Source organism: Pseudomonadota bacterium, assembly GCA_022361155.1.
Classification (GTDB): Bacteria; Myxococcota_A; Polyangia; order Polyangiales; family JAKSBK01; genus JAKSBK01.
The window spans coordinates 1-18,724 of the sequence record JAKSBK010000464.1; the positions used below are offsets into that span (position 1 = coordinate 1).

General features: G+C 64.5%; 12 protein-coding genes. 5 read left to right on the forward strand and 7 right to left on the reverse strand.

Going from position 1 to position 18,724, the window contains the following annotated elements:
• From ettA to MJD61_17470, 3 genes are all read right to left on the reverse strand, one after another.
• The coding region (gene ettA, locus MJD61_17460) for an energy-dependent translational throttle protein EttA (GenBank protein MCG8557050.1) at window positions 1–1,515 on the reverse strand (1,515 nt) is incomplete at its 3' end.
• Between the two features lie 3 nt (window positions 1,516–1,518).
• On the reverse strand, window positions 1,519–4,275 hold the full coding sequence (gene topA, locus MJD61_17465; protein ID MCG8557051.1) for a type I DNA topoisomerase: 2,757 nt from the start codon (window positions 4,273–4,275) through the stop codon (window positions 1,519–1,521).
• A gap of 145 nt (window positions 4,276–4,420) precedes the next feature.
• Window positions 4,421–4,618, reverse strand: a complete 198-nt coding sequence (locus tag MJD61_17470; GenBank protein ID MCG8557052.1) for a hypothetical protein — start codon at window positions 4,616–4,618, stop codon at window positions 4,421–4,423.
• Between MJD61_17470 and MJD61_17475 the strand changes: the two genes are divergently transcribed.
• Window positions 4,599–5,321, forward strand: a complete 723-nt coding sequence (locus MJD61_17475) for a polyprenol monophosphomannose synthase (protein MCG8557053.1) — start codon at window positions 4,599–4,601, stop codon at window positions 5,319–5,321. The genes MJD61_17470 and MJD61_17475 overlap by 20 nt on opposite strands.
• 240 nt (window positions 5,322–5,561) lie before the next feature.
• On the opposite strand, the gene MJD61_17480 is transcribed toward MJD61_17475, so the two are convergent.
• Window positions 5,562–5,747, reverse strand: a complete 186-nt coding sequence (locus MJD61_17480; GenBank protein MCG8557054.1) for a hypothetical protein — start codon at window positions 5,745–5,747, stop codon at window positions 5,562–5,564.
• Window positions 5,748–5,754: 7 nt separating this feature from the next.
• Between MJD61_17480 and MJD61_17485 the strand changes: the two genes are divergently transcribed.
• Window positions 5,755–7,014: a cysteine desulfurase-like protein gene (locus MJD61_17485; GenBank protein ID MCG8557055.1), complete on the forward strand. Its 1,260-nt coding sequence runs from the start codon at window positions 5,755–5,757 to the stop codon at window positions 7,012–7,014.
• A 65-nt stretch (window positions 7,015–7,079) separates the two neighbouring features.
• Window positions 7,080–7,895, forward strand: coding sequence for a peptidylprolyl isomerase (locus MJD61_17490; protein ID MCG8557056.1), 816 nt, complete (start codon window positions 7,080–7,082; stop codon window positions 7,893–7,895).
• On the opposite strand, the gene MJD61_17495 is transcribed toward MJD61_17490, so the two are convergent.
• On the reverse strand, window positions 7,870–8,952 hold the full coding sequence (locus MJD61_17495; protein MCG8557057.1) for an MBL fold metallo-hydrolase: 1,083 nt from the start codon (window positions 8,950–8,952) through the stop codon (window positions 7,870–7,872). The two genes, MJD61_17490 and MJD61_17495, sit on opposite strands and share 26 nt — an antisense overlap.
• A 333-nt stretch (window positions 8,953–9,285) precedes the next feature.
• Here MJD61_17495 and MJD61_17500 point away from each other — a divergent pair, with 333 nt between their 5' ends.
• A complete protein-coding gene (locus MJD61_17500) occupies window positions 9,286–11,028 on the forward strand; it encodes an acyl-CoA dehydrogenase family protein (GenBank protein ID MCG8557058.1) in 1,743 nt (580 codons plus the stop codon).
• Window positions 11,029–11,105: 77 nt separating this feature from the next.
• Here the strand turns inward: MJD61_17500 and MJD61_17505 are convergent, their stop codons facing one another.
• Window positions 11,106–12,536 carry a RagB/SusD family nutrient uptake outer membrane protein gene (locus MJD61_17505; GenBank protein MCG8557059.1) on the reverse strand — a complete coding sequence of 477 codons (1,431 nt, stop codon included), beginning with the start codon at window positions 12,534–12,536 and terminating at the stop codon, window positions 11,106–11,108.
• Window positions 12,537–12,568: 32 nt separating this feature from the next.
• Window positions 12,569–15,343, reverse strand: coding sequence for a TonB-dependent receptor plug domain-containing protein (locus MJD61_17510; GenBank protein ID MCG8557060.1), 2,775 nt, complete (start codon window positions 15,341–15,343; stop codon window positions 12,569–12,571).
• Window positions 15,344–16,075: 732 nt separating this feature from the next.
• Between MJD61_17510 and MJD61_17515 the strand changes: the two genes are divergently transcribed.
• On the forward strand, window positions 16,076–18,724 hold the full coding sequence (locus MJD61_17515; protein ID MCG8557061.1) for a M14 family metallopeptidase: 2,649 nt from the start codon (window positions 16,076–16,078) through the stop codon (window positions 18,722–18,724).

Sequence of the window (18,724 nt, forward strand, 5' to 3'; positions counted from 1 at the left end):
AAACCAGCGATCGTGGCTCACTACGATGGCGCAGCCGGAAAAGCGCAGCAGGGCCTCTTCCAAGGAGCGAAGGGTCTCTACGTCCAGATCGTTCGTGGGCTCGTCCAACAGCAGCACGTTGGCCCCGCGCTTGAGTAGCTTCGCAAGATGCACACGGTTGCGTTCTCCTCCAGAGAGATTCTTCAGCAGCTTCTGCTGGTCGCTGCCCCGGAAGCCAAACCACGAAACGTATGCGCGTGAGGCGACGTTGTGCTTGCCAAGTGCGATCGTGTCCTCCCCGCCGGATATGTGCTGCCATACCGTGTGTTCGCCATCAAGCTTGTCGCGGGTCTGGTCCACGTAGGCGAGCTTCACCGTATCTCCGATTCGAAGCCTGCCCGCATCCGGCTCCTCGGCGCCGACGAGCAACCGACAGAGCGTCGTCTTGCCGGTACCGTTCGCACCTATCACTGCGACGATGGCCCCCTTGGGAACGCGGAAGCTCAAGTCCTCGAAGAGAAGGCGCTCGCCAAACGCCTTCGTGAGACCTTCGGCGTCGATCACACGGTCCCCAAGCCGCTCGCCGGGTGCCATGAAGATCTCGCCCGGCTCACGTTTGGCCCTGTCTTCTTCGGCACGTAGGGCCTCGTAGGCGGTCAGGCGCGCCCGTCCTTTGGCCTGCCGCGCCTTGGGGGCCGAGCGCACCCACTCGAGCTCGCGAGCGAGCTTGCGCCGTCGCGCGCTGCCCTGCCTGTCTTCGCTCGCTAGTCGCGCCTGCTTGTGCTCGAGCCAAGCCGAGTAGTTACCCTTGAAGGGAAAGGCTTCACCGCGATCGAGCTCGAGGATCCACTGAGCCACATTGTCCAGGAAGTACCGATCGTGCGTGACCGCCACGATACAGCCCGCGTACTGCGCCAGGTGCTGTTCAAGCCATGCGACCGATTCGGCGTCCAGGTGGTTGGTGGGCTCATCAAGAAGCAAGAGATCGGGTTGGCGCAACAGCACCTGACACAGAGCCACGCGCCGCTTCTCGCCGCCGGAGAGCGTAGCGATGCGCGCATTCGAGGGCGGCAGCCGCAAGGCATCCCCGGCCAGCTCGAGCGCGTGTTCGAGGTTCCAGGCGTCGCTGCTTTCGATCGCATCCTGCACCCGCCCGTGCTCTTCGATGACGCGCTGCATCTGCGCCTCGTCGAGGCTCTCGCCCAGCTTCAAGCTGAGCTGCTCGAAGCGCTGCAGCAGGGTGCGCTTGAAGCGTACTGCCTGCTCCAGGGCGGTGTGCACGTCGGGCAGGTCTCCCAGGTCGGGCTCCTGGGGCAGGAAGCCGACGCTGGATCCGTCTGCGAGGAACGCCTCGCCTGTGTGGTCGCTGTCCACCCCGGCCATGATGCGAAGCAGGGAGCTCTTGCCCGCGCCGTTGAGCCCCAGCACGCCTATTTTCGCGCCCGGCAGAAAGGAGAGGTAGACCTCGTTCAGGATCTTGCGATCGGGCGGATGGATCTTGGTCACGCCCTTGAGCGTGTAGATGAACTTGGCCATGGGTTAGGCTGGCACCGATCGTCGAGGCGCGCGCTTTTTTGCGCCCTTGGCCTTGGCGCCCTTGGCTGGCGGACGAGTCCGAGGCTTGGCCTGCCCCTTGCGTGATGCATTGGTGGTCTTGGTCGCCTTCTTTGCGCGCGGCGTGCCCGCCTTTCGCCTGGCAGGTCCGCGCTCGCGGCGAATCTGCAACAGCTCCTGGGCTCGGTCAGGCGTGATGCTGTCCGGGTCGTCCACCGACCGCAGCGAAGCGTTGGTCTCCCCATCCGTAACGTAGGGGCCAAAGCGTCCCTGGCGCAGGGTGATTACCTGACCCGAAACCGGATCGTTGCCGAGCTCGCGCAACGGTTTGTTGGTTGCCTGCCTGCGCCCTCGACGGGGCTCGGCAAGCAGGGCCAGCGCCTGCTCTACGGTGACGCTGAAGACATCGCCATCGTTGTCGAGGCTACGATTGTCCTTGCCCTTGGCAATGTACGCACCGTAGCGGCCGATGTTTGCAGTGATCCGCTGACCGTCGGTCGGATCGACGCCCACCTCTCGAGGCAGCCGCAACAGCCGGAGCGCATCCTCGAGCGTCAGCGTTTCGGGCGTCATGGATCGCAGCAGCGAGGCTGTCTTGGGTTTTGGGCCACCGGGTTTGGCATCGCCCAGCTGCACATAGGTACCGAAACGCCCGGAGCGCACATACACCGCTTGGCCCCCTTCCGGATCGCTGCCAATGCACCGGTCGGCACTCGGTTGGTCGAGTCTTTCGATCGCGTGCGCCAGCGTAAGCTGGTCGGGCGGCACATCGTCGGACAGGCTCACGGTTTGATCGCCGCGCTGCAGGTAGCAACCATAGCGTCCGACGCGCACTACGACATCGCGGCCTTGCTCGTCGCGACCCAGCGCCAGGGTGTTGATCGCGCGCGCGTCGATGCGCTCCAGCTCTTGCCCAACGAGCAACTGCAGACCTCGTCCCACGTCGTTGGCAGGCCCGTCCGCGCCACCGTTGGGAGCACCGAAGTAGAACCGGCGCAGCCACGGAACCATCGCCGCCTGTCCATTGGCTATGGCGTCCAGGTCATCTTCCATGCGTGCGGTGAACGTGTAGTCCACCAAATGGCCGAAATGCTGCTCGAGCAGCGAGACGACGGCGAACGCCTTGAACGAGGGCACCAGCGCGGAGGCCTTCTTCCATACATAGCCACGATCCTGAATCGTGCTGATGATCGACGCGTAGGTCGACGGTCGTCCAACACCGAGCTCCTCCAGGCGACGGACCAACGAGGCCTCGGTGAAGCGGGCTGGAGGCTGAGTCTCGTGGCCGCCCGGGTTGAGCTCGGCCAGCTTCAGCACCTGTTCTTGCTCCACCGCGGGCAAGGGGCGTTCGCGGTTCTCGAGCTCTGCAGCCGGGTCGTCGCTGCCCTCGACGTAGGCCCGCAAGAAGCCGGGAAACGTGATCGTGAGTCCGCTGGCCGCGAATTCGGCCCGCTCCCCGCTGGCTGCGCGGGCGCGCAGCCGAATCTGCACCGAATAGCCTTGTGCATCCTTCATCTGGGAAGCGACGGCCCGCTTCCATATCAGCTCATAGAGTCGGGCTTCGTCGGACTCGAGCTCGGCCTGGACCTGGTCGGGCGGCCGCAAGACATCGCCGGCCGGACGTATGGCCTCGTGGGCTTCCTGAGCGTTCTTGACTTTCTTTCTGTAGACGCGCGGCACGTCCGGCAGGAACTCGCCGCCGTACACATCGCGAATGTGAGTGCGGGCAACGTCGACGAAACCACCGGCGAGCGACGTGCTGTCGGTACGCATATACGTGATGTAGCCGCTTTCGTACAGGCGCTGGGCTGCGCGCATGGTGCGTGCCGATGAGAAACGCAGTTTGCGCCCCGCCTCCTGCTGCAGGGTGGACGTCATGAACGGTGCCGCCGGGGAGCGACGGTAGGGTTTGCGCTCGAGACTCGCTGCCGTGAAGGTGGATGCCTTGAGCGCGTCCGCCAGCTCGCGCGCGCGCGCCTCGCCCAGCCTCACTACGGACTGGGTCGTCAGTGTCCCATCCGGTCCGAAGTCCTTACCGGTGGCCAGGCGTCGATCGTCCAGCGCTACCAGTACTGCTGCGAACCCACCGTCGGCGCCGTTCATACGCAGCTTGGCCGTCAAATCCCAATACTCGGCAGCACGGAAAGCCATCCGCTCGCGCTCCCTGGCGACCACCATTCGTGTTGCCACGCTTTGCACCCGCCCCGCAGATAGCTTGGGCATGATCTTTTTCCACAGCACGGGAGAAACCTCGTAGCCGTAGAGACGGTCCAGGATCCGCCGCGCCTCCTGGGCGTCGACGAGGCTGCGATCGATCGAACGTGGTGACTTGATCGCTTGCTCGATGGCAGCGCGCGTGATCTCGTGAAAGACCATGCGCTTCACGGGCACCGTGGGACGGAGCACCTCGAGCAAGTGCCAGGCGATGGACTCGCCCTCGCGATCTTCATCGGTCGCGAGCAGGAGCTCGTCGGAGGACCGCAACAAGGACCTCAGCTTCGTGATGGTCTTCTTCTTGTCCGCGTCGACCACGTACAGCGGACGGAAGTCGTTATCGACATCCACCCCGAGCTTTGCCCACGGCGCCTTGCGGTGCTTGGCGGGCACATCCGCCGCGCGACGAGGCAGGTCGCGAATGTGGCCGATCGATGATTCTACGATGTAGCGTTTGCCCAAGAAGGCGGAGATGGTGCGCGCCTTGGCAGGCGACTCTACGATCACGAGCGATTTGGTCACGCGCATGAAGTACGGCGTTCCACCCCCGGATGTCAAACCACCGCGTCGCCTCATGCAACCCAAGTTACGCGCCGCGAGCATGCATCCCCACCAAATCCTACACGGCCTACGGCCGTGCGACCCGAAGAGCTTCGAGCGGTCCGTGGTGCTTTCACGCCCACGCCTGGAAACGATCGCCGGCAACGACCGATATGTTGGTCAAGCTCATCCTTGGGCTCCCTGTCGCCTCGGGCAGCCCAGCAGCCCGGAACGAATTTCCGGGCCCCAGCTGGACGCAGCCCTGCCGGCGTGTCAGGCCCGCGACCACGACCACCAGCGCCGAGGCCACCGTGACACGCCGAGTGCTCATCGTTACCCCGACCTACAACGAACGCGACAACCTCGAGCCGTTCGTGCGTGCGGCCCTTGCTGCTCTGTCGCATGCCTGCGTCCTGGTCGTGGACGATGCTTCTCCGGACGGAACCGGACGGCTCGCGGATACGATGGCAGCGCAGGACAGCCGCGTGAAGGTCATCCACCGAGCCGGCAAGCGGGGTCTCGGAAGCGCCTATCTGGATGGCTTTCGCTGGGCTCTCGGGCGCGACTTTGACGTCATCGTCCAAATGGATACCGACATGTCTCATGACCCCGCCTATCTTCCGGAGTTGCTGGCCCGGATCGAGGACGGGACCGACGTCGTGCTCGGCTCGCGCAACGTGAGGGGCGGCGGCATCGAGGGCTGGGGACTGGGCAGGCATGCCCTTTCCAAAGGCGGCAGCCTCTATAGCCGCCTGGTATTGGGAGTAGGTATCCGAGATCTCACAACCGGCTTCAAGGCCTTCAGGCGCGAGGTCTTGGAGCGCATCGATCTCGAGAGCGTGCGCTCGGAAGGGTATGCGTTTCAGATCGAGCTCACCTATCGAGCGCTGCACCACGGCTTTCGGGTCGTTGAAGTGCCTATCACCTTCGTGGATCGTCGCGTTGGGCAGAGCAAGATGTCACGCAAGGTGTTCATGGAAGCCGTGTGGATGGTGTGGGCTCTGCGGTTCGAGCAGCTCCGCGGCAAACGCTAGTCGGTTCCTGTCCAGAATCGCGCCGGGCCGGCTTTCGTCCTCGAAAGAACCCTCGCCCCGGCATCGATCCCAGACAGGCGTGCGTCCCGACACGCTCACCTGGTCGTGGCAGGCAGGCTGCCGCTGGGAGCCAGCGGATGATAGGCTAGCCCTCTTCTCGCCGGTCGCAGCGCAGGGCGGTCCGGTTCGGGTCCTTGGTGACAAGGCACTGGTATCCTGCATCCCAATCTCGCACGTACTTCAGCGGCCCTTGACGCCGCTCGAGCCAGCGGCCGTGCTTTCGACTTTCTTCTTGAAATGGCTCTGCACTGCATCGAAAACTGCATCGAAAACTGCATCGAAATTGAACCGCGCCGGCGTAGATTCGCCGGCCGAGCGACGCCAATCGCTCGCAGATTCATGTACGAAATCAGGGATCCAGGACACGAGCGACATGAGTAGGGATCTCGAGATTGCCACCATCCGCCGCCGCTTTCCGGCGCTGAGTCGGACGCAGGACGGCCAGAGTGTCGCGTTCTTCGACGGCCCGGCGGGCTCGCAGGTGCCCGCGGCGGTGGCCGATGCCGTGCGCGACTATCTGCTGCAGACCAACGCCAATACACACGGCGCTTTTTCGACCTCGCGTGCAACCGACAAGATCGTGCGCGATGCGGCTGTTGCGGTCGCGGACTTCATCGGCGCAAGCCAGGAGGCTCGCGCGCACGAGCTCATCGTGTTTGGGCAAAACATGACTTCGCTGACGTTCGCCTTCAGCAGGGCGCTGGCGCAGACCTGGAAGCCCGGTGATGAGATCATCGTGTCTCGTCTCGACCACGATGCCAACATCACACCGTGGGTCTTGGCTGCGAAGGATCGAGGCGTGACCGTTCATCGCATCGACGTGCGTTCCGAGGATTGCACCCTGAGGCTGGACCAGCTCTCCGACCGGCTGTGCGATAGGACACGCCTGCTAGCCGTCGGTGCAGCTTCCAACGCGACGGGTACCATCAATCCGATCGCGCGCATCGCCAAGATGGTGCATGGGGTGGGTGGGCAGCTGTTCGTGGACGCGGTGCACTACGCACCTCATCGCTTGATCGATGTCGCGGCATGGGGTTGCGACTACCTGGTGTGTTCCGCGTACAAGTTCTTTGGCCCACACGTGGGCATGCTATGGGGCCGGCGCCCGCTGATGGCGAGCCTGCCGGCCTACCAGGTTCGCCCTGCGGGCGACGCGACCCCGGGCCGCTGGACCACAGGTACACAGAGCTTCGAGGCGATCGCGGGCACCAAAGCCGCGATCGACTATCTCGCCGAGATCGGTGGTGTCAACGTCTCGAGCCATCCCCAAGGGCGGCGCTCGGGCCTCGTGCACGCCTACGAACGCATCGTGGATCATGAAACGCGCCTTGCCGAGCGATTGCTGCGGGGGCTGCGCGCCGATCCGGCGATCACGGTATACGGTATCAGCGAGCCCGAGCGCCGGACCGAGCGCTGCCCGACCGTAGCCTTTACGCACAGTCGTCACACGCCTCGCGTGGTGGCTGAGAAGCTGGCGGCTCAGGGCATCTACGCCTGGAGCGGGAACCTCTATGCCTTCGAGCTGAGCGAGGCGCTCGGTCTCGAGCCCGAGGGCATGGTTCGGGTGGGCATCCTGCACTACAACACGGCTTCCGAGGTCGAGCGTCTGCTCGACGCTGTGCGGGCATTGTAGTGTCCGTCTCGCCGTGCCGATTCCGGGCTGCATGCCGATTCCGGGTTGGCGCAGGTGCCGCTGCCGTGGTCGGTATCGCTGGTGGCTGCGTGGCTTGCGACTCGTTTGGAGCCGAAACGCTGCCCGCTGCCAGCGTCTCGCAGGCGCCGGCGGCGAGGCCGAGCGGGTCCGACCCCGAACCGGAACCGCGCCTGGTCCTGCAAGAGCCGGCGGACCCCGACGAAGCCTGCGTGCGGCTGCTGCTGACCGCCTACCGGGGGGCTGCGCTCGCCAGCGATACGGTCGTGCGCTCCAAGCAGGCAGCGCGCGCGCGCGCGCAACAATTGCTGGCCACGCTCGAGCGCAGCCCTCGGCAATTCGCGCAGCTCGCGCGTGAACATTCGGATGCCCCATCGAGCTCTCTTCGCGGCGGAGTCGTCGGCACCTTTAGACGGGACGGCTGGCCCGCGTTGCACGAGACCCTCAGACGGCCCGTCTTCGCGCTGAAGGTGCATGAGGTGGGTGGGCTGCTAGAAGCGCCCTATGGGTTCGCCATCGTGCAGCGCTGTCGGGTGGACAAGGCACACGGCCGCCACGTACTGATACGCTACAAGGGGGCTAAACGCGCCGATCGCAGGGTGAGACGCAGCAAGGCCGGCGCGAGAGAGATCGCAGAGCAATTGCACACGAAGCTCAGCGAGGGAGCCGATTTCGAACGCGTCGCGCGCAAGCATTCGGAGGACGCCTCGGCCGAGCGAGGCGGTGACATCGGGCCTCAGGGGCGTGGTCGCCTGGCCTTGCCCTTCGAGGAGGCGCTGTTTGCCCTCGAGCCCGGTGAGCTTAGCCCCGTGGTGGAGTCGGAGTACGGATTCCACATCATCCAGCGCCTGCCGTTGCCCTGACGTGAGGCAGGCCGTACACGCTCCAGCGCACCATGCCGCCCGCCAGGTTCGCCACGCGCTCGATGCCGGCTTTCTCGAGCAGGAGTGCCGCCTGAGCCGAGCGGGCACCGGAACGGCACACCGTGATCAGCGGTCGATCGCGAGGGATCTCATCCAAGCGTTCGCGTAGCTCGTCAAGGGGAAGCAGGCGGGCGTTTTCTATGTGACCGAGCTCACCGTCGAACTCGGCCGGGCCACGCACGTCAAGGAACTCGAGCTCGAGACGATGCTCCGAGACCCACAATGGATCGATTTCCCACACTCCGGCGAGCGTTCGCACGGCGGGACCCCAGCTCGGCGTGGCCGGCCATGCAGCCGGACTTCCTTCCGGCCTCCCGCAGCGCAGGTTTGCGGGCACGGCCACGTCGATCTGTCTCGGGTGCGGGAGCCCCAGGTTGTTCATGTAGCCGACAAAGTCGTCCTCGGCCTTGCCGTGTCCAAGCCTTGGGTTGTGGCGCCTTTCTTCGGCCACGCTGGTCACGCTGCGACCAGCGTAATCGTGACCCGGGTAGAGAAGGCAGGCAGGCGGCAGTGAGAGGATTTTCTCGCGTACCGAGTGAAACAGGACCCGAGGATCACCCTGTTGGAAGTCCGTGCGCCCGCAGCCTCGAATCAGCAGAGCGTCCCCCGTGAAAGCCAGCAACTGGTCCTCGCTCACGTAGGTTACGCAGCTATCAGTATGGCCCGGTGTGGCCCGCACTCGCAGGCTGGTTGCGCCAAAATCGATCCGATCCCCCTCGTCGACGAGGCAATCCGCCCCGTCGGCATGTGCGCGTCTTGAAAGCACGATGCGGCTGTCCTGCCCGTGTCGGTGCGCCCAAGCCCCTGTCACGTGGTCGGCATGGACGTGCGTTTCCAGCGTGTAGAGAAGTGTAAGGCCGAGCTCGCGTACCAGGGCGGCGTCTCGGGTGTATTGCTCGAGCACCGAGTCGATGAGAACGGCCTGCCCCGAGCTCGGATCGCCCAACAGGTAGGTGTAGGTCCAGGAAGCAGGATCAAAGAGCTGTCTTAAGATCATGATTTGGACACCTCCGTCCGCTGCCCGGCCCTGCCAATTGGAGCACCGCCTTGCCAGTTGGGGCAGCGCCCTGCCAATTGGGGCAGCGCCCTGCCGATTGGGGGCACCACCCTGCCGATTGGGGCAGCGCCCTGCCGATTGGGGCAGCGCCCTGCCGATTGGGGCACCGCCCTGCCGATTGGGGCACCGCCCTGCCGATTGGGGCACCGCCCTGGCAACACGACACTCTCGGACAGAGTATCGCATTCTGACACGGGCTGCAGGGGCGGTTTTGCGATACGATCTCCAAGAAATGGGTCGCCGCTGCTCCCGGCCGCGGGACCTGGAGGGACCATGACGGACACCAGCATTAGCTTCATTCGGTCGCTGTGTGGCGGCGAGATCGAAGGCGGCGTTCTTTTCCCCTTCCCGAGCATCCGACTCGAGGAGCGGGAGACGTTGACAGCGGTGCTCGGGGCGGTTGACCAGTTGCTCGAGGGACGAGAGTCCGACTACCGCAAGTGGGACGCCGACGCGGAGTTTCCCCCCGAGTTCATCCAGGAGCTGCGCGAGTTCGGCTTGTTCGGTCTGATCGTGCCGGAGGACAACGGTGGAATGGGATTTGGCAACCTGGCGTATGCGCGCACGCTGCAGCAGGTAGCGCGCTACGACGGGTCGGTGGCCGTCACCGTTGGCGCCCATAACTCCATCGGCATGCGCGGCCTCAAGCTCTACGGCAGCCAGGAGCAGCAGCGGCGCTACTACGACAAGCTCGCGACCGGCGAGCTGATCGCCGCGTTTTGCCTGACCGAGCCTGGGGCGGGCTCGGATGCGGCGTCCATCCGTACCAACGCGGTCGAGAAGGACGGCCATTTCCTGCTCAACGGCGACAAGATTTGGATCACGAACGGCGGCATCGCCGACTTCTTCACGGTTTTTGCCAAGACCGGCCAGGCGGAGGCCCGCTCCAAGCTCTCCGCCTTCATCGTCACCCGGGACATGCCAGGGGTGTCGATCGGCCCTCACGAGGACAAGATGGGGCTCAGAGCCAGCTCCACGACCTCCGTGTACTTCCAGGACGTGAAGGTCCCGAAGGAAAACCTCCTTGGTCCGCTGCACGGCGGCTTCAAGGTCGCCATGAACATCTTGAACAGCGGGCGCTCGGGGCTTGGGGGCGGCTGCGTGGGCGGCATGAAGACGTTGCTTGCTCTCTCCTCACGCTATGCCGTGGAGCGAAAGCAATTCGGAAGGCCGATCGCGAGCTACGGGCTCGTAAAACAGAAGCTTGGCCACATGGTGGTCGACTGCTACGCGTCGGAGGCGATCGTGCACATGGTCGCTGCCCTGTCGGACCGCGGCTACGAGGATTACTCTGTCGAAGCTGCCATTACCAAGGTGTTTGCCAGCGAGGCGTTGTGGCGCTCGGCCGACGAAGCGCTCCAGATCGCGGGCGGCAGCGGCTACATGCGTGAGCTTCCGTACGAGCGCATCGTGCGGGATGCCCGCATCAACAGGGTTTTCGAGGGCACCAACGACATACTGCGCCTGTACATCGCGCTGACGGCGCTCAACGACGTGGGCCAGCGTCTGAAGGAAATGTCGGGTTCGCTCAGGGGAATCTTCGACGACCCGATCAAGGGCTTTGGTGTGCTGTACGATTACGCGAAGCGTCGTGCCCATTGGGCGACCGGCATCGCCGGGCGCGAACACGGTCTGAGCGCCGCTCATCCCACGCTGCGAGCCCAAGCGGAGGTGTTCGAGGTCCTCACGCGCGACCTGGCGGCCATGGCGGATCGCCTGCTGCGCAAGCACGGCAAGGGCATCATCGGCAAGCAGTTCGCCACTCGCCGCTTGGCCGAGGTGATGATCAATCTCTTCGTGCTTGCTTGCGTGCTCAGTCGCGTGACCAAGGCCATTGAAGAGCAGGGCGAAGACAAGGCGCGCCGGGAGATCCAGATTGCCCGGGTGCTCGCAGGTCAGGTCCGCAACCGGGCGGCACGCAGCTTCCAGAACATCGACGACAACGACGATGAGCTCGTCAAGGAGCTGGCCGACAATGTTTGCGAGCTGGGCCGCTACGACTGGGACACCCTGTAGCTCCCGCTCGGAATGGCGCCATAGCCGCTTACGTCCTCGGCCCGTCCCTGCGAAATAGCGCTGCTATCAACCCGAAACTAGGGGAGTTGGGCGCCCGCGAACTCCGGGAGGTTGGGGTTGGTTTCTCTCATGTTCTCGCTGAGCTGATAACAGATGGCCCGGCCCTCGATCTTGATGTCGCCGTGCTCGCTCATGTCGAAAGCGATGGCGTTCTCGTTCATCGTCTTCAGGATGGTGTCGTCCTTCGTGTCGTAGGGCATGCCGGGAGCCCCGGGCGGACCCCACAGGTTCCAGCGATAGAAATCGCCGCCACGGCGAGCCTCGAGCCACAGCACGATGCCGCGCTCGAACTTCAAGAACTCGGCGGCCTGGGCCAGGGCCTGCACGGGATCGGGAGGTAGTGGACCCCAGCTGAGCTTGGTCGGGTCCGTAATGCCGGCCTCCGAGCGGATCTTGTCGATGATCGCCATGGCGCCGGCAGGGTCACCGGAATTGATCAGGTTTTCCGCTTCGATCAAGCGCATCTCGGCGCCCTTGGTGAGGGGCACCGGGGAGTTGCCCTCGGGGTACTTGTCCTGCGCCATCAGGGGCGTGACGTTGTCCGACGCGAGGCTTTGCTCGCCCTTCTCGACGCGCGCGTACCAAGGTAGCCGCGGATCGATATGGTCTAGGTTGTATTGTTTGAACCAGGTGAACTCGATCGAGTAGTTACGCCGCACTTGCATTTCCATCCAAAGCTCGTTCGTACCTCGATCGTATTGCTTGGTCGTGTTGAACTCGGCGTCGAAGACAAAGTTGTCGGGCACCTGCTGGGCATCGGCCACGGCGCCCGCCCAGTCGTTCAGGACGATCCGAACCGATGCGCGCCCGCCCAAAGCCGCGTTCAGGAGCGTGTCCTTTGCGTCCGCCATCGCCGCCCTCCTGGCCTCGACTGCGAGGCTAAAGGCTGCCTCGGCCCGCTTGTAGTACTCTATGCGGTCGCCTTCGCTGCCTCCGTCGAATACGGAGGTGCAAAACGTATCGCCGAGCAGCCGATTGGTGTAGCCCGCCCAGATATTGGCTTCGGCGTAGAGCTCCGAGGTCATGGCTTCGGCGCCCAGTACACGCTCGGCACGGCGTACCGCGTCTTCGGCGATCCAGCGTGCTCGATGCAGCTTGTCCGGCCCGCCGTAGTCGGTACGCTCGACCGGTAGCTCGCCGCGCTTGGCCTGGCGGGTGGTGCCCGAGCTGCTCGCAGCCATGAACATGTCGCCCAGCAGGCCACCCATCCTGACCGCCGCGTTGCCGCTGCCGCCCGCCAGGGCGTCGCTGAGGCTGGCTGCGGCGCCGTTGACGACCAGCGGAAGGTAGGCTGGCTCGTCCAGGGTCTCGTCAGGCACAAGGCCTGGGTTGTCCACGTCGCATGCGGCAACGCACAGCGCGATCAACAGGCCAATGCGGCGCCCCCTGCCAGGCGCGCTAACGCGCGATGGCCGGTAGTGCAGGCTCTTGCTATCCGTACTTTTCATATCGGTACTTTCCCATTCCTCAGGGTCCGATCCTACATGGTGGCTCGCAAAGTCAGGTTGACGCGTGTGACGGGCGGTGTGTTGTAGTACTCGTGCCGGTTCAGGCCTCCACCGCCGTTGCTGGTTTCGCGAGACTCGGGGTCGAGGCCGCGGTAGCCTGTGAGCAGCCACAGGTTGCGGCCCGCGAGGCTGACCGTGGCGGCGTCCATCCAGTCGGGCAGCCAGGTGTCTGGAAGGCTGTAGTTGACGGCCACATAGCGCAATCGAAAGAAGTCGGCCGGAAAGATGTGGGCGTCGTTCTTGGTGTGCGATCGGTCGCATAGCCAGCGATCGCCTGCGGTTACGGGCTCGTCGTTCTTGATGCGTTGCTGAATGTCGAAACAGGCCGGCCAAACCTCTCGTCTGGCGTTCAGGTAGGATACGTTGCTTTGCAGGTAGTGGCCCCTGACGAGCTCTCCGCGTCCCGTGATCGAGAGGCCTCCTGTAATCCTGATGGTGGTGTCGAATTGCCAGGTGTTGGTCGGAAACACGGGACCGATGTACGTATCATCCCTTTCGATCATGGGTGTCCCCACTTCGTTGGGGTTCAAAATGACATCGGCGTGGTAGGCGGCGACGGGGTAGCCGGGAACGGCCGACATGTCGTTGCCGAGATAGATGTCCTCCTCGCCGCCGAGACTGATTACGTTGGACTTGTTCAAGGACAGCTTGAGGCCGACCTCCCATTCCAGCAACGGCGTCTGCACCGGCGTAGCCCTCAGGTTCAGCTCGAGCCCGCTGTTATCGAGCAGGCCGATGTTGCGCAGCTGGGAGCCCGAGAAACCCAGGCTGGGGTCGAGCGCGACCCGGATCAGGGCACCCGAGGTGCGTTGCTGATAGACGTTCACGTCCAGGGTGGCGCGCCCCCCCCCCATGCTGGTCTCGACGCCGGCTTCGATCTCACGCGTCCGCTCCGGGCCGAGCTCAGGGTTGCCTAGGTTGGAGGGAATCACCCCGACGTCGGTGGCTTTGGCCTTGATCGGCGACCAGACCTTGGCGGCGTCAAAGCGGCCTGGAGCTTTTCCTGACCAGCCGACAGCGCCTCGCAATTTAGTGAAATCGAAGAACTGCGGCCAGAAGGCGTGCTGGGAGATGACGTAGGCGGCACTGAGCTTGGGGTAGGGCTGCAGGCCGTAGGAGCGCCCGAAGGAGCTGTTGCCGTCCACCCGCAGACCCGCTGTCACGAACAGCTGGTCGTAAAAGCCGCCGGCCTGCTGAACGAAGAAACCCGCATTGACCTCGCGCTGCCGCGATTCTTCCACTTGCCTTTGCGAGCCGGAGTTCAGGGTGGAGTTGGCAGCGCCGCCGGCCAGGTTCTGCGAGAGCGCGCTCACCTCGTGCTGCCGCTCGTCGAACGCGGAGAAACCAAACGCCGACGTGCTCGTGATGTCGGGAGTCACATTGGCACGGTACGTGGTCCGGAAGTCGAGAGTCCGCGTTTCACTCTGCCACTCGCGGGTGGAGCGCTCTCCCATGGGCACGAAGAAGGATCCAAACGGGGTCACGCCCAGGGCCTCTTGGTCGAGCAGATCGAATCCCAGGGTGAGCGTAGTGTTGAGTCCGGGCAGCGGTGCATAGGCAACGGTCAGACCCGATACCCAGTGGGTGTGGGTGTCCTCGAAGTCCTGCTCCAGCACGTAGGCGTCGGCGGCGTTTTCCTTGCCCGTATAGCCTTTGGGGCCCCGCAGCACGTTGACCAAGAAGCCCTCGGCTTCGTTTCCGTTGGGGAGCCACTCGATGCGCCGTCGGACCAGAAAATTGTTGTATTGAACCGTGAGGTCCTTGAGCGGGCGAAACCGCAGGTTGCCGCGCAGCGACCAGTCCTGCGCGCCCTCTTCGGGCAGGACGCCGGTTTCGTTCTGCCACTTGCCGGAGATGTTGTAGCCGATGTCGCCGGTCTGGCCGAGCACAGACAGATTGTACTGCTGGTAGGTGCCTGTCCGTTTCCACTGGTCGAGCCAGAGTCCCTGCGATTCGGTACCATAGGTGTCCCACCAAGCTTGCGACGGCTCTTGCGGACCCCAGAGCGTGCGCAAGCGGGTGACTCCTCCGGTGACCGTCATGTCCCAGCGCGTGAAGTCGCGCAGATGCGTCTTGCCGCCCTTGGTGAAAATCTGGATCACGCCGCTGGAGGCTTCGGTCCCGTACAGCGTCGTGGCGGCCGCCCCTTTGATGACCTCGATGCGCTCGATGTCGTTGGGATTGATGTCGTTGAGCACCGAGCTCTGCTGATTGGACGATGCGGCCGTGACGATGCCGCCGCTCTTGAAACCCCGGTAGGCGCCCGAATAGACCCGCACTCCGTCTACATAGATCAGCGGGTCGTTGCCCTGCGTGATGCTGTTGACGCCCCGTATTCGCACCTGGTTTCCGGTGCCTGGCGCGCCGCTTGCGTTGAGCACGTTGACCCCCTCGACCCCGCCGCTCAGCGCCTCTTCCATGTTAGCGATCGGTTGCTTCTCCAGCTGATCCATGCGCAGCACGCCGACGCTGTTGCCGATTTCCTTGCGCCGGGCTCCGATGGCCGTGCCGGTCACGATGATCTCCTCCATGGCATCGCTGCCCTTGGAGGGTTTGGTCTCGGCTTCGGCTTCAGTCTCTGGCGTCTCGTCCCCGGCGTCCGACTCCGCGCGGCTGGCCTCCGGTTCGTTCTCTTCGTGCTCCTGTGCGCTCGCCGTGCCGCTGCTCGCCAGGGCAAAGCACAACCAGGCCACCAACCCCCGCCCCGGTGCTGCCTGCTGTAGAAGACTACCTTTCACTGGGCGCATGCCTGCTCCTGGTCCAACCCCGACCTGCTACCTACGCACAACATGGGTAAGCCGGGTAGCCTTGCCGGAACTGGCCGCGTCCATCGATACCAACACCGACCACCGCCGCCGACAAGGGGGCCAATTGTGTATTCCAATGTCGTCTGGATAACAAGCCGCGAATCCGTACCGGCTCAACAAAAGCACCGGCACGACGTGACCCGCGGCCGCGGCGCCTTGCGGGCCCCTTGGGGCATCGATTGTCCACCTCGGTACCTTGGCCGCTCAATTCCTCGTTTCGTTCGGCTAGCGCCGGCGCCGGTCGAGCTTTCTTTCGGCATCAAACGCCAAGCGGCTGCAGGCTTCAAGCGTAGTCCAGGCCGAATCCCGATCTGGAGCCACGGTCCGCTGCATGTCACTCCGGGGCCGAGCTCTACGCTGCCCGCCGGCGGGCGTGTCAGCATGCCAAGCCAGCCGTGGGCTTTTGTGTGGGGCTGGTAGCCCGGCGAGGAACGGTGTAGTGCTGGTCGGCCTCTGCGGGCGGCCGGAGCCCCGTACCGCGAATCCTCGCGAAAACTGGCAGTTCAAGGCGCGACGACAACTAACGGTGGTGCCATGGGTGAGCAAGAGCAAACGCCGAAATGGTGGCTTTCCCGGGGGTTGCAGCCGCCGAAGGTGGCGAGCTCGACAGTAGGTGGTAGGCCGGCTCCGCCTGCCGCTGCGTACCCTGTCCCGTGGCAAAGGAGGTTGTTCATGCTGCGTGCCGCGCTCACAGTCGTTGTGTTGTGTCTGGGTCAGCTCTCGCGGGCGATTCCAGCTCGGGCCCAGCCCGCCACGTCCCCCAAGGTCTTCTTTGGCAAGCAGCTAGGCCAGGATCGCTTTCTCGCCCCCTACCCGAAGGTACTCCGCTACCTGCGACACCTGGCTGCGAGCTCCGAGCGCATCTCCATCGAATCGGCCGGCCGCTCGACGCTGGGGAACGAGATGCCCGTTGTGGTCCTCACGTCTGCGAGAAACCAAAAGAGGCTTGGCCACTACCGGCAGATCGCCCGGCAGCTCGCAAACCCCGATCGGCTACCCCCCGCGAAGGCAGCCGAGCTCGTCCAGGAAGGCAAGGTCATCGTACTGGTGACCTGCACCATTCACTCGACCGAGGTGGGCTGCACCCAGATGGCTTCCGAGTTCGCGCACCAATTCGCGGTCGCGACCGATCCGATCGTAAAGCGCTGGATGGACGATGTGATCCTGCTCTTGATGCCGTCCATCAATCCCGACGGCCAGATCATGGTTGTCGACTGGTACAACAAGCACCTCGGCACGCAGTACGAGGGAGGCCGGATGCCGTGGCTCTACCACCAGTATGTGGGCCACGATACGAATCGCGACTTCTATATGTTGACGCAGAAAGAAACACGCAACGTGAACCAGCTCCTGTACCGCCGCTGGTTTCCACAAGTGTTTCTTGACGAGCACCAGATGGGCTCCACGGGACCGCGGATGTTCGTGCCGCCGCAGACCGATCCCCTCGCACCCGAAGTGCACTCCATGATCTTTCGCCTGGCTGACCTGCTGGGCACGCAGATGAGTCTACGGCTGGAAGAGGCAGGCAAGCTGGGCGTAGGCCACAACATGATCTACGACTCGTATTGGCCCGGTGCAACCCGCAACACGGCCTGGTGGAAGAACGTGACCGGTCTGCTCACCGAGGTTGCCAGTGCGCGCATCGCCTCGCCCATCTACATCGAGCCGGGCGAGCTCACAGGGCAGGGCAAGGGGCTGCCCGAGTACACCCGCCGGGCCAACTTTCCATCGCCGTGGCGGGGCGGATGGTGGCGCCTCTGGGACATTATCGATTACGAGCTGATCGCTACGTGGAGCTTGGTCGAATCGTGTTCGCGCTATCGTGCCGATCTGCTACGCGGCTTCTACCGGATGGGGCGGGAGGCCGCAGAAGCCGGCCGGCGCCGTGCCCCGTATGCCTGGGTGATTCCTCCCAAACAGCACGACCCGGTGGCGGCCGGAAAGCTCGTCGACCTGCTGGCGCGTCACGGTGTGCGAGTGCACGAGGCACGCGAGCCCCTGCGCGTCGGCGCGGCCAGCTACCCTGCGGGCACGCCGGTGATTCCGGCGGCCCAGCCTTACCGCGCCTTTCTCCTCACGATGCTGCGACCGCAGCGCTATCCCGAGGTAGTGCCCTATGCGGGCGGTCCCGTCATTCCTCCCTACGACGTGACGGCCTGGTCGCTGCCCATCCTGATGGGGGTGGACGTCGTGGAGGCGGATTCTCCGGTCGAGGCCAAGCTGGCGCCCAAGCGAGACTCGACCGCCCCGGCTCGTCTCGCGTCGGGACCCGGGGGCTATCTGATATCGCACGCGGCGGACACCGTGTTCACCGCGCTCAATCGCCTGCTCAAGCAGCGCCGCAAGGCCTACTGGCTCAAGCAAGCCCCCGCGGGTGGCGCGGTCGGTGAGGTTTATCTGCCGCCCGAAGGGCTGTCGCGGCAGGCGCTGGCCGAGCTCGCGAGCGGACTGTCGCTGCGGATCAAGCCTTTGGCGAAGAAACCGACCGGAGCGGCTTACGCGGTCGGCCGGACCCGGGTCGGCCTGTACAAGCCCTGGGTTGCGAGCATGGACGAGGGCTGGACCCGGTGGCTGCTCGAGCAGTACGAGTTCGATTTCGTTACCCTGGACAACGCGGCATTCCGCGGCGGCGGTTTCGGCAAGGGTGTCGATGTGCTGCTGTTTCCCGACGTCAACCGCCACATCATCGCGATGGGAGAGCTGGACTGCAAGGGCAAGGCCGATCCGCGTTGCGAGCGCCGGCGTCGTCGCTGGACTCCGCTGCCACCCCCTTACGCCGGTGGAATCGATGGCGACGCGAACGGAAAACTGGAAAGGCCAGGTGGCAAGAAGATAGCGGCCTGGATCCGCCGGGGCGGAACGCTCGTCGCGCTGGATTCTTCCACCGAGTACTTTATCCAGTTGCTCAAGCTGCCCGTCGTAAACGCGCTCGACGGTGTCGCCCGAGACGAGTTCCACTGTCCCGGATCCATGCTCCGGCTGCTGGTTGACACGACCCATCCGCTGGGATTCGGCATGCGCAACAAGGAAGCCGGCTACTTCGCCACCTCGCCGGCTTTCAGAACGTTCATACCGCACGCTGGCTTTCGGCGGCGCGTAGTTGCGCGCTATCCCGGCGACGAGCGGGACATCCTGGTGAGCGGATACCTCAAGGGTGGAAAGCTGCTCGAGCGGCGGGCCGCCGTCGTGGAGTTGAGGGTCGGCAAGGGTAGGGTGGTTCTGATCGGCTTCCGCGCGCAACATCGGGCCCAGCCGCACCGGACCTTCAAGCTGCTGTTCAATTCCCTCTACCTGCCACGATTGCGGGAGGTCGTCCTGTAG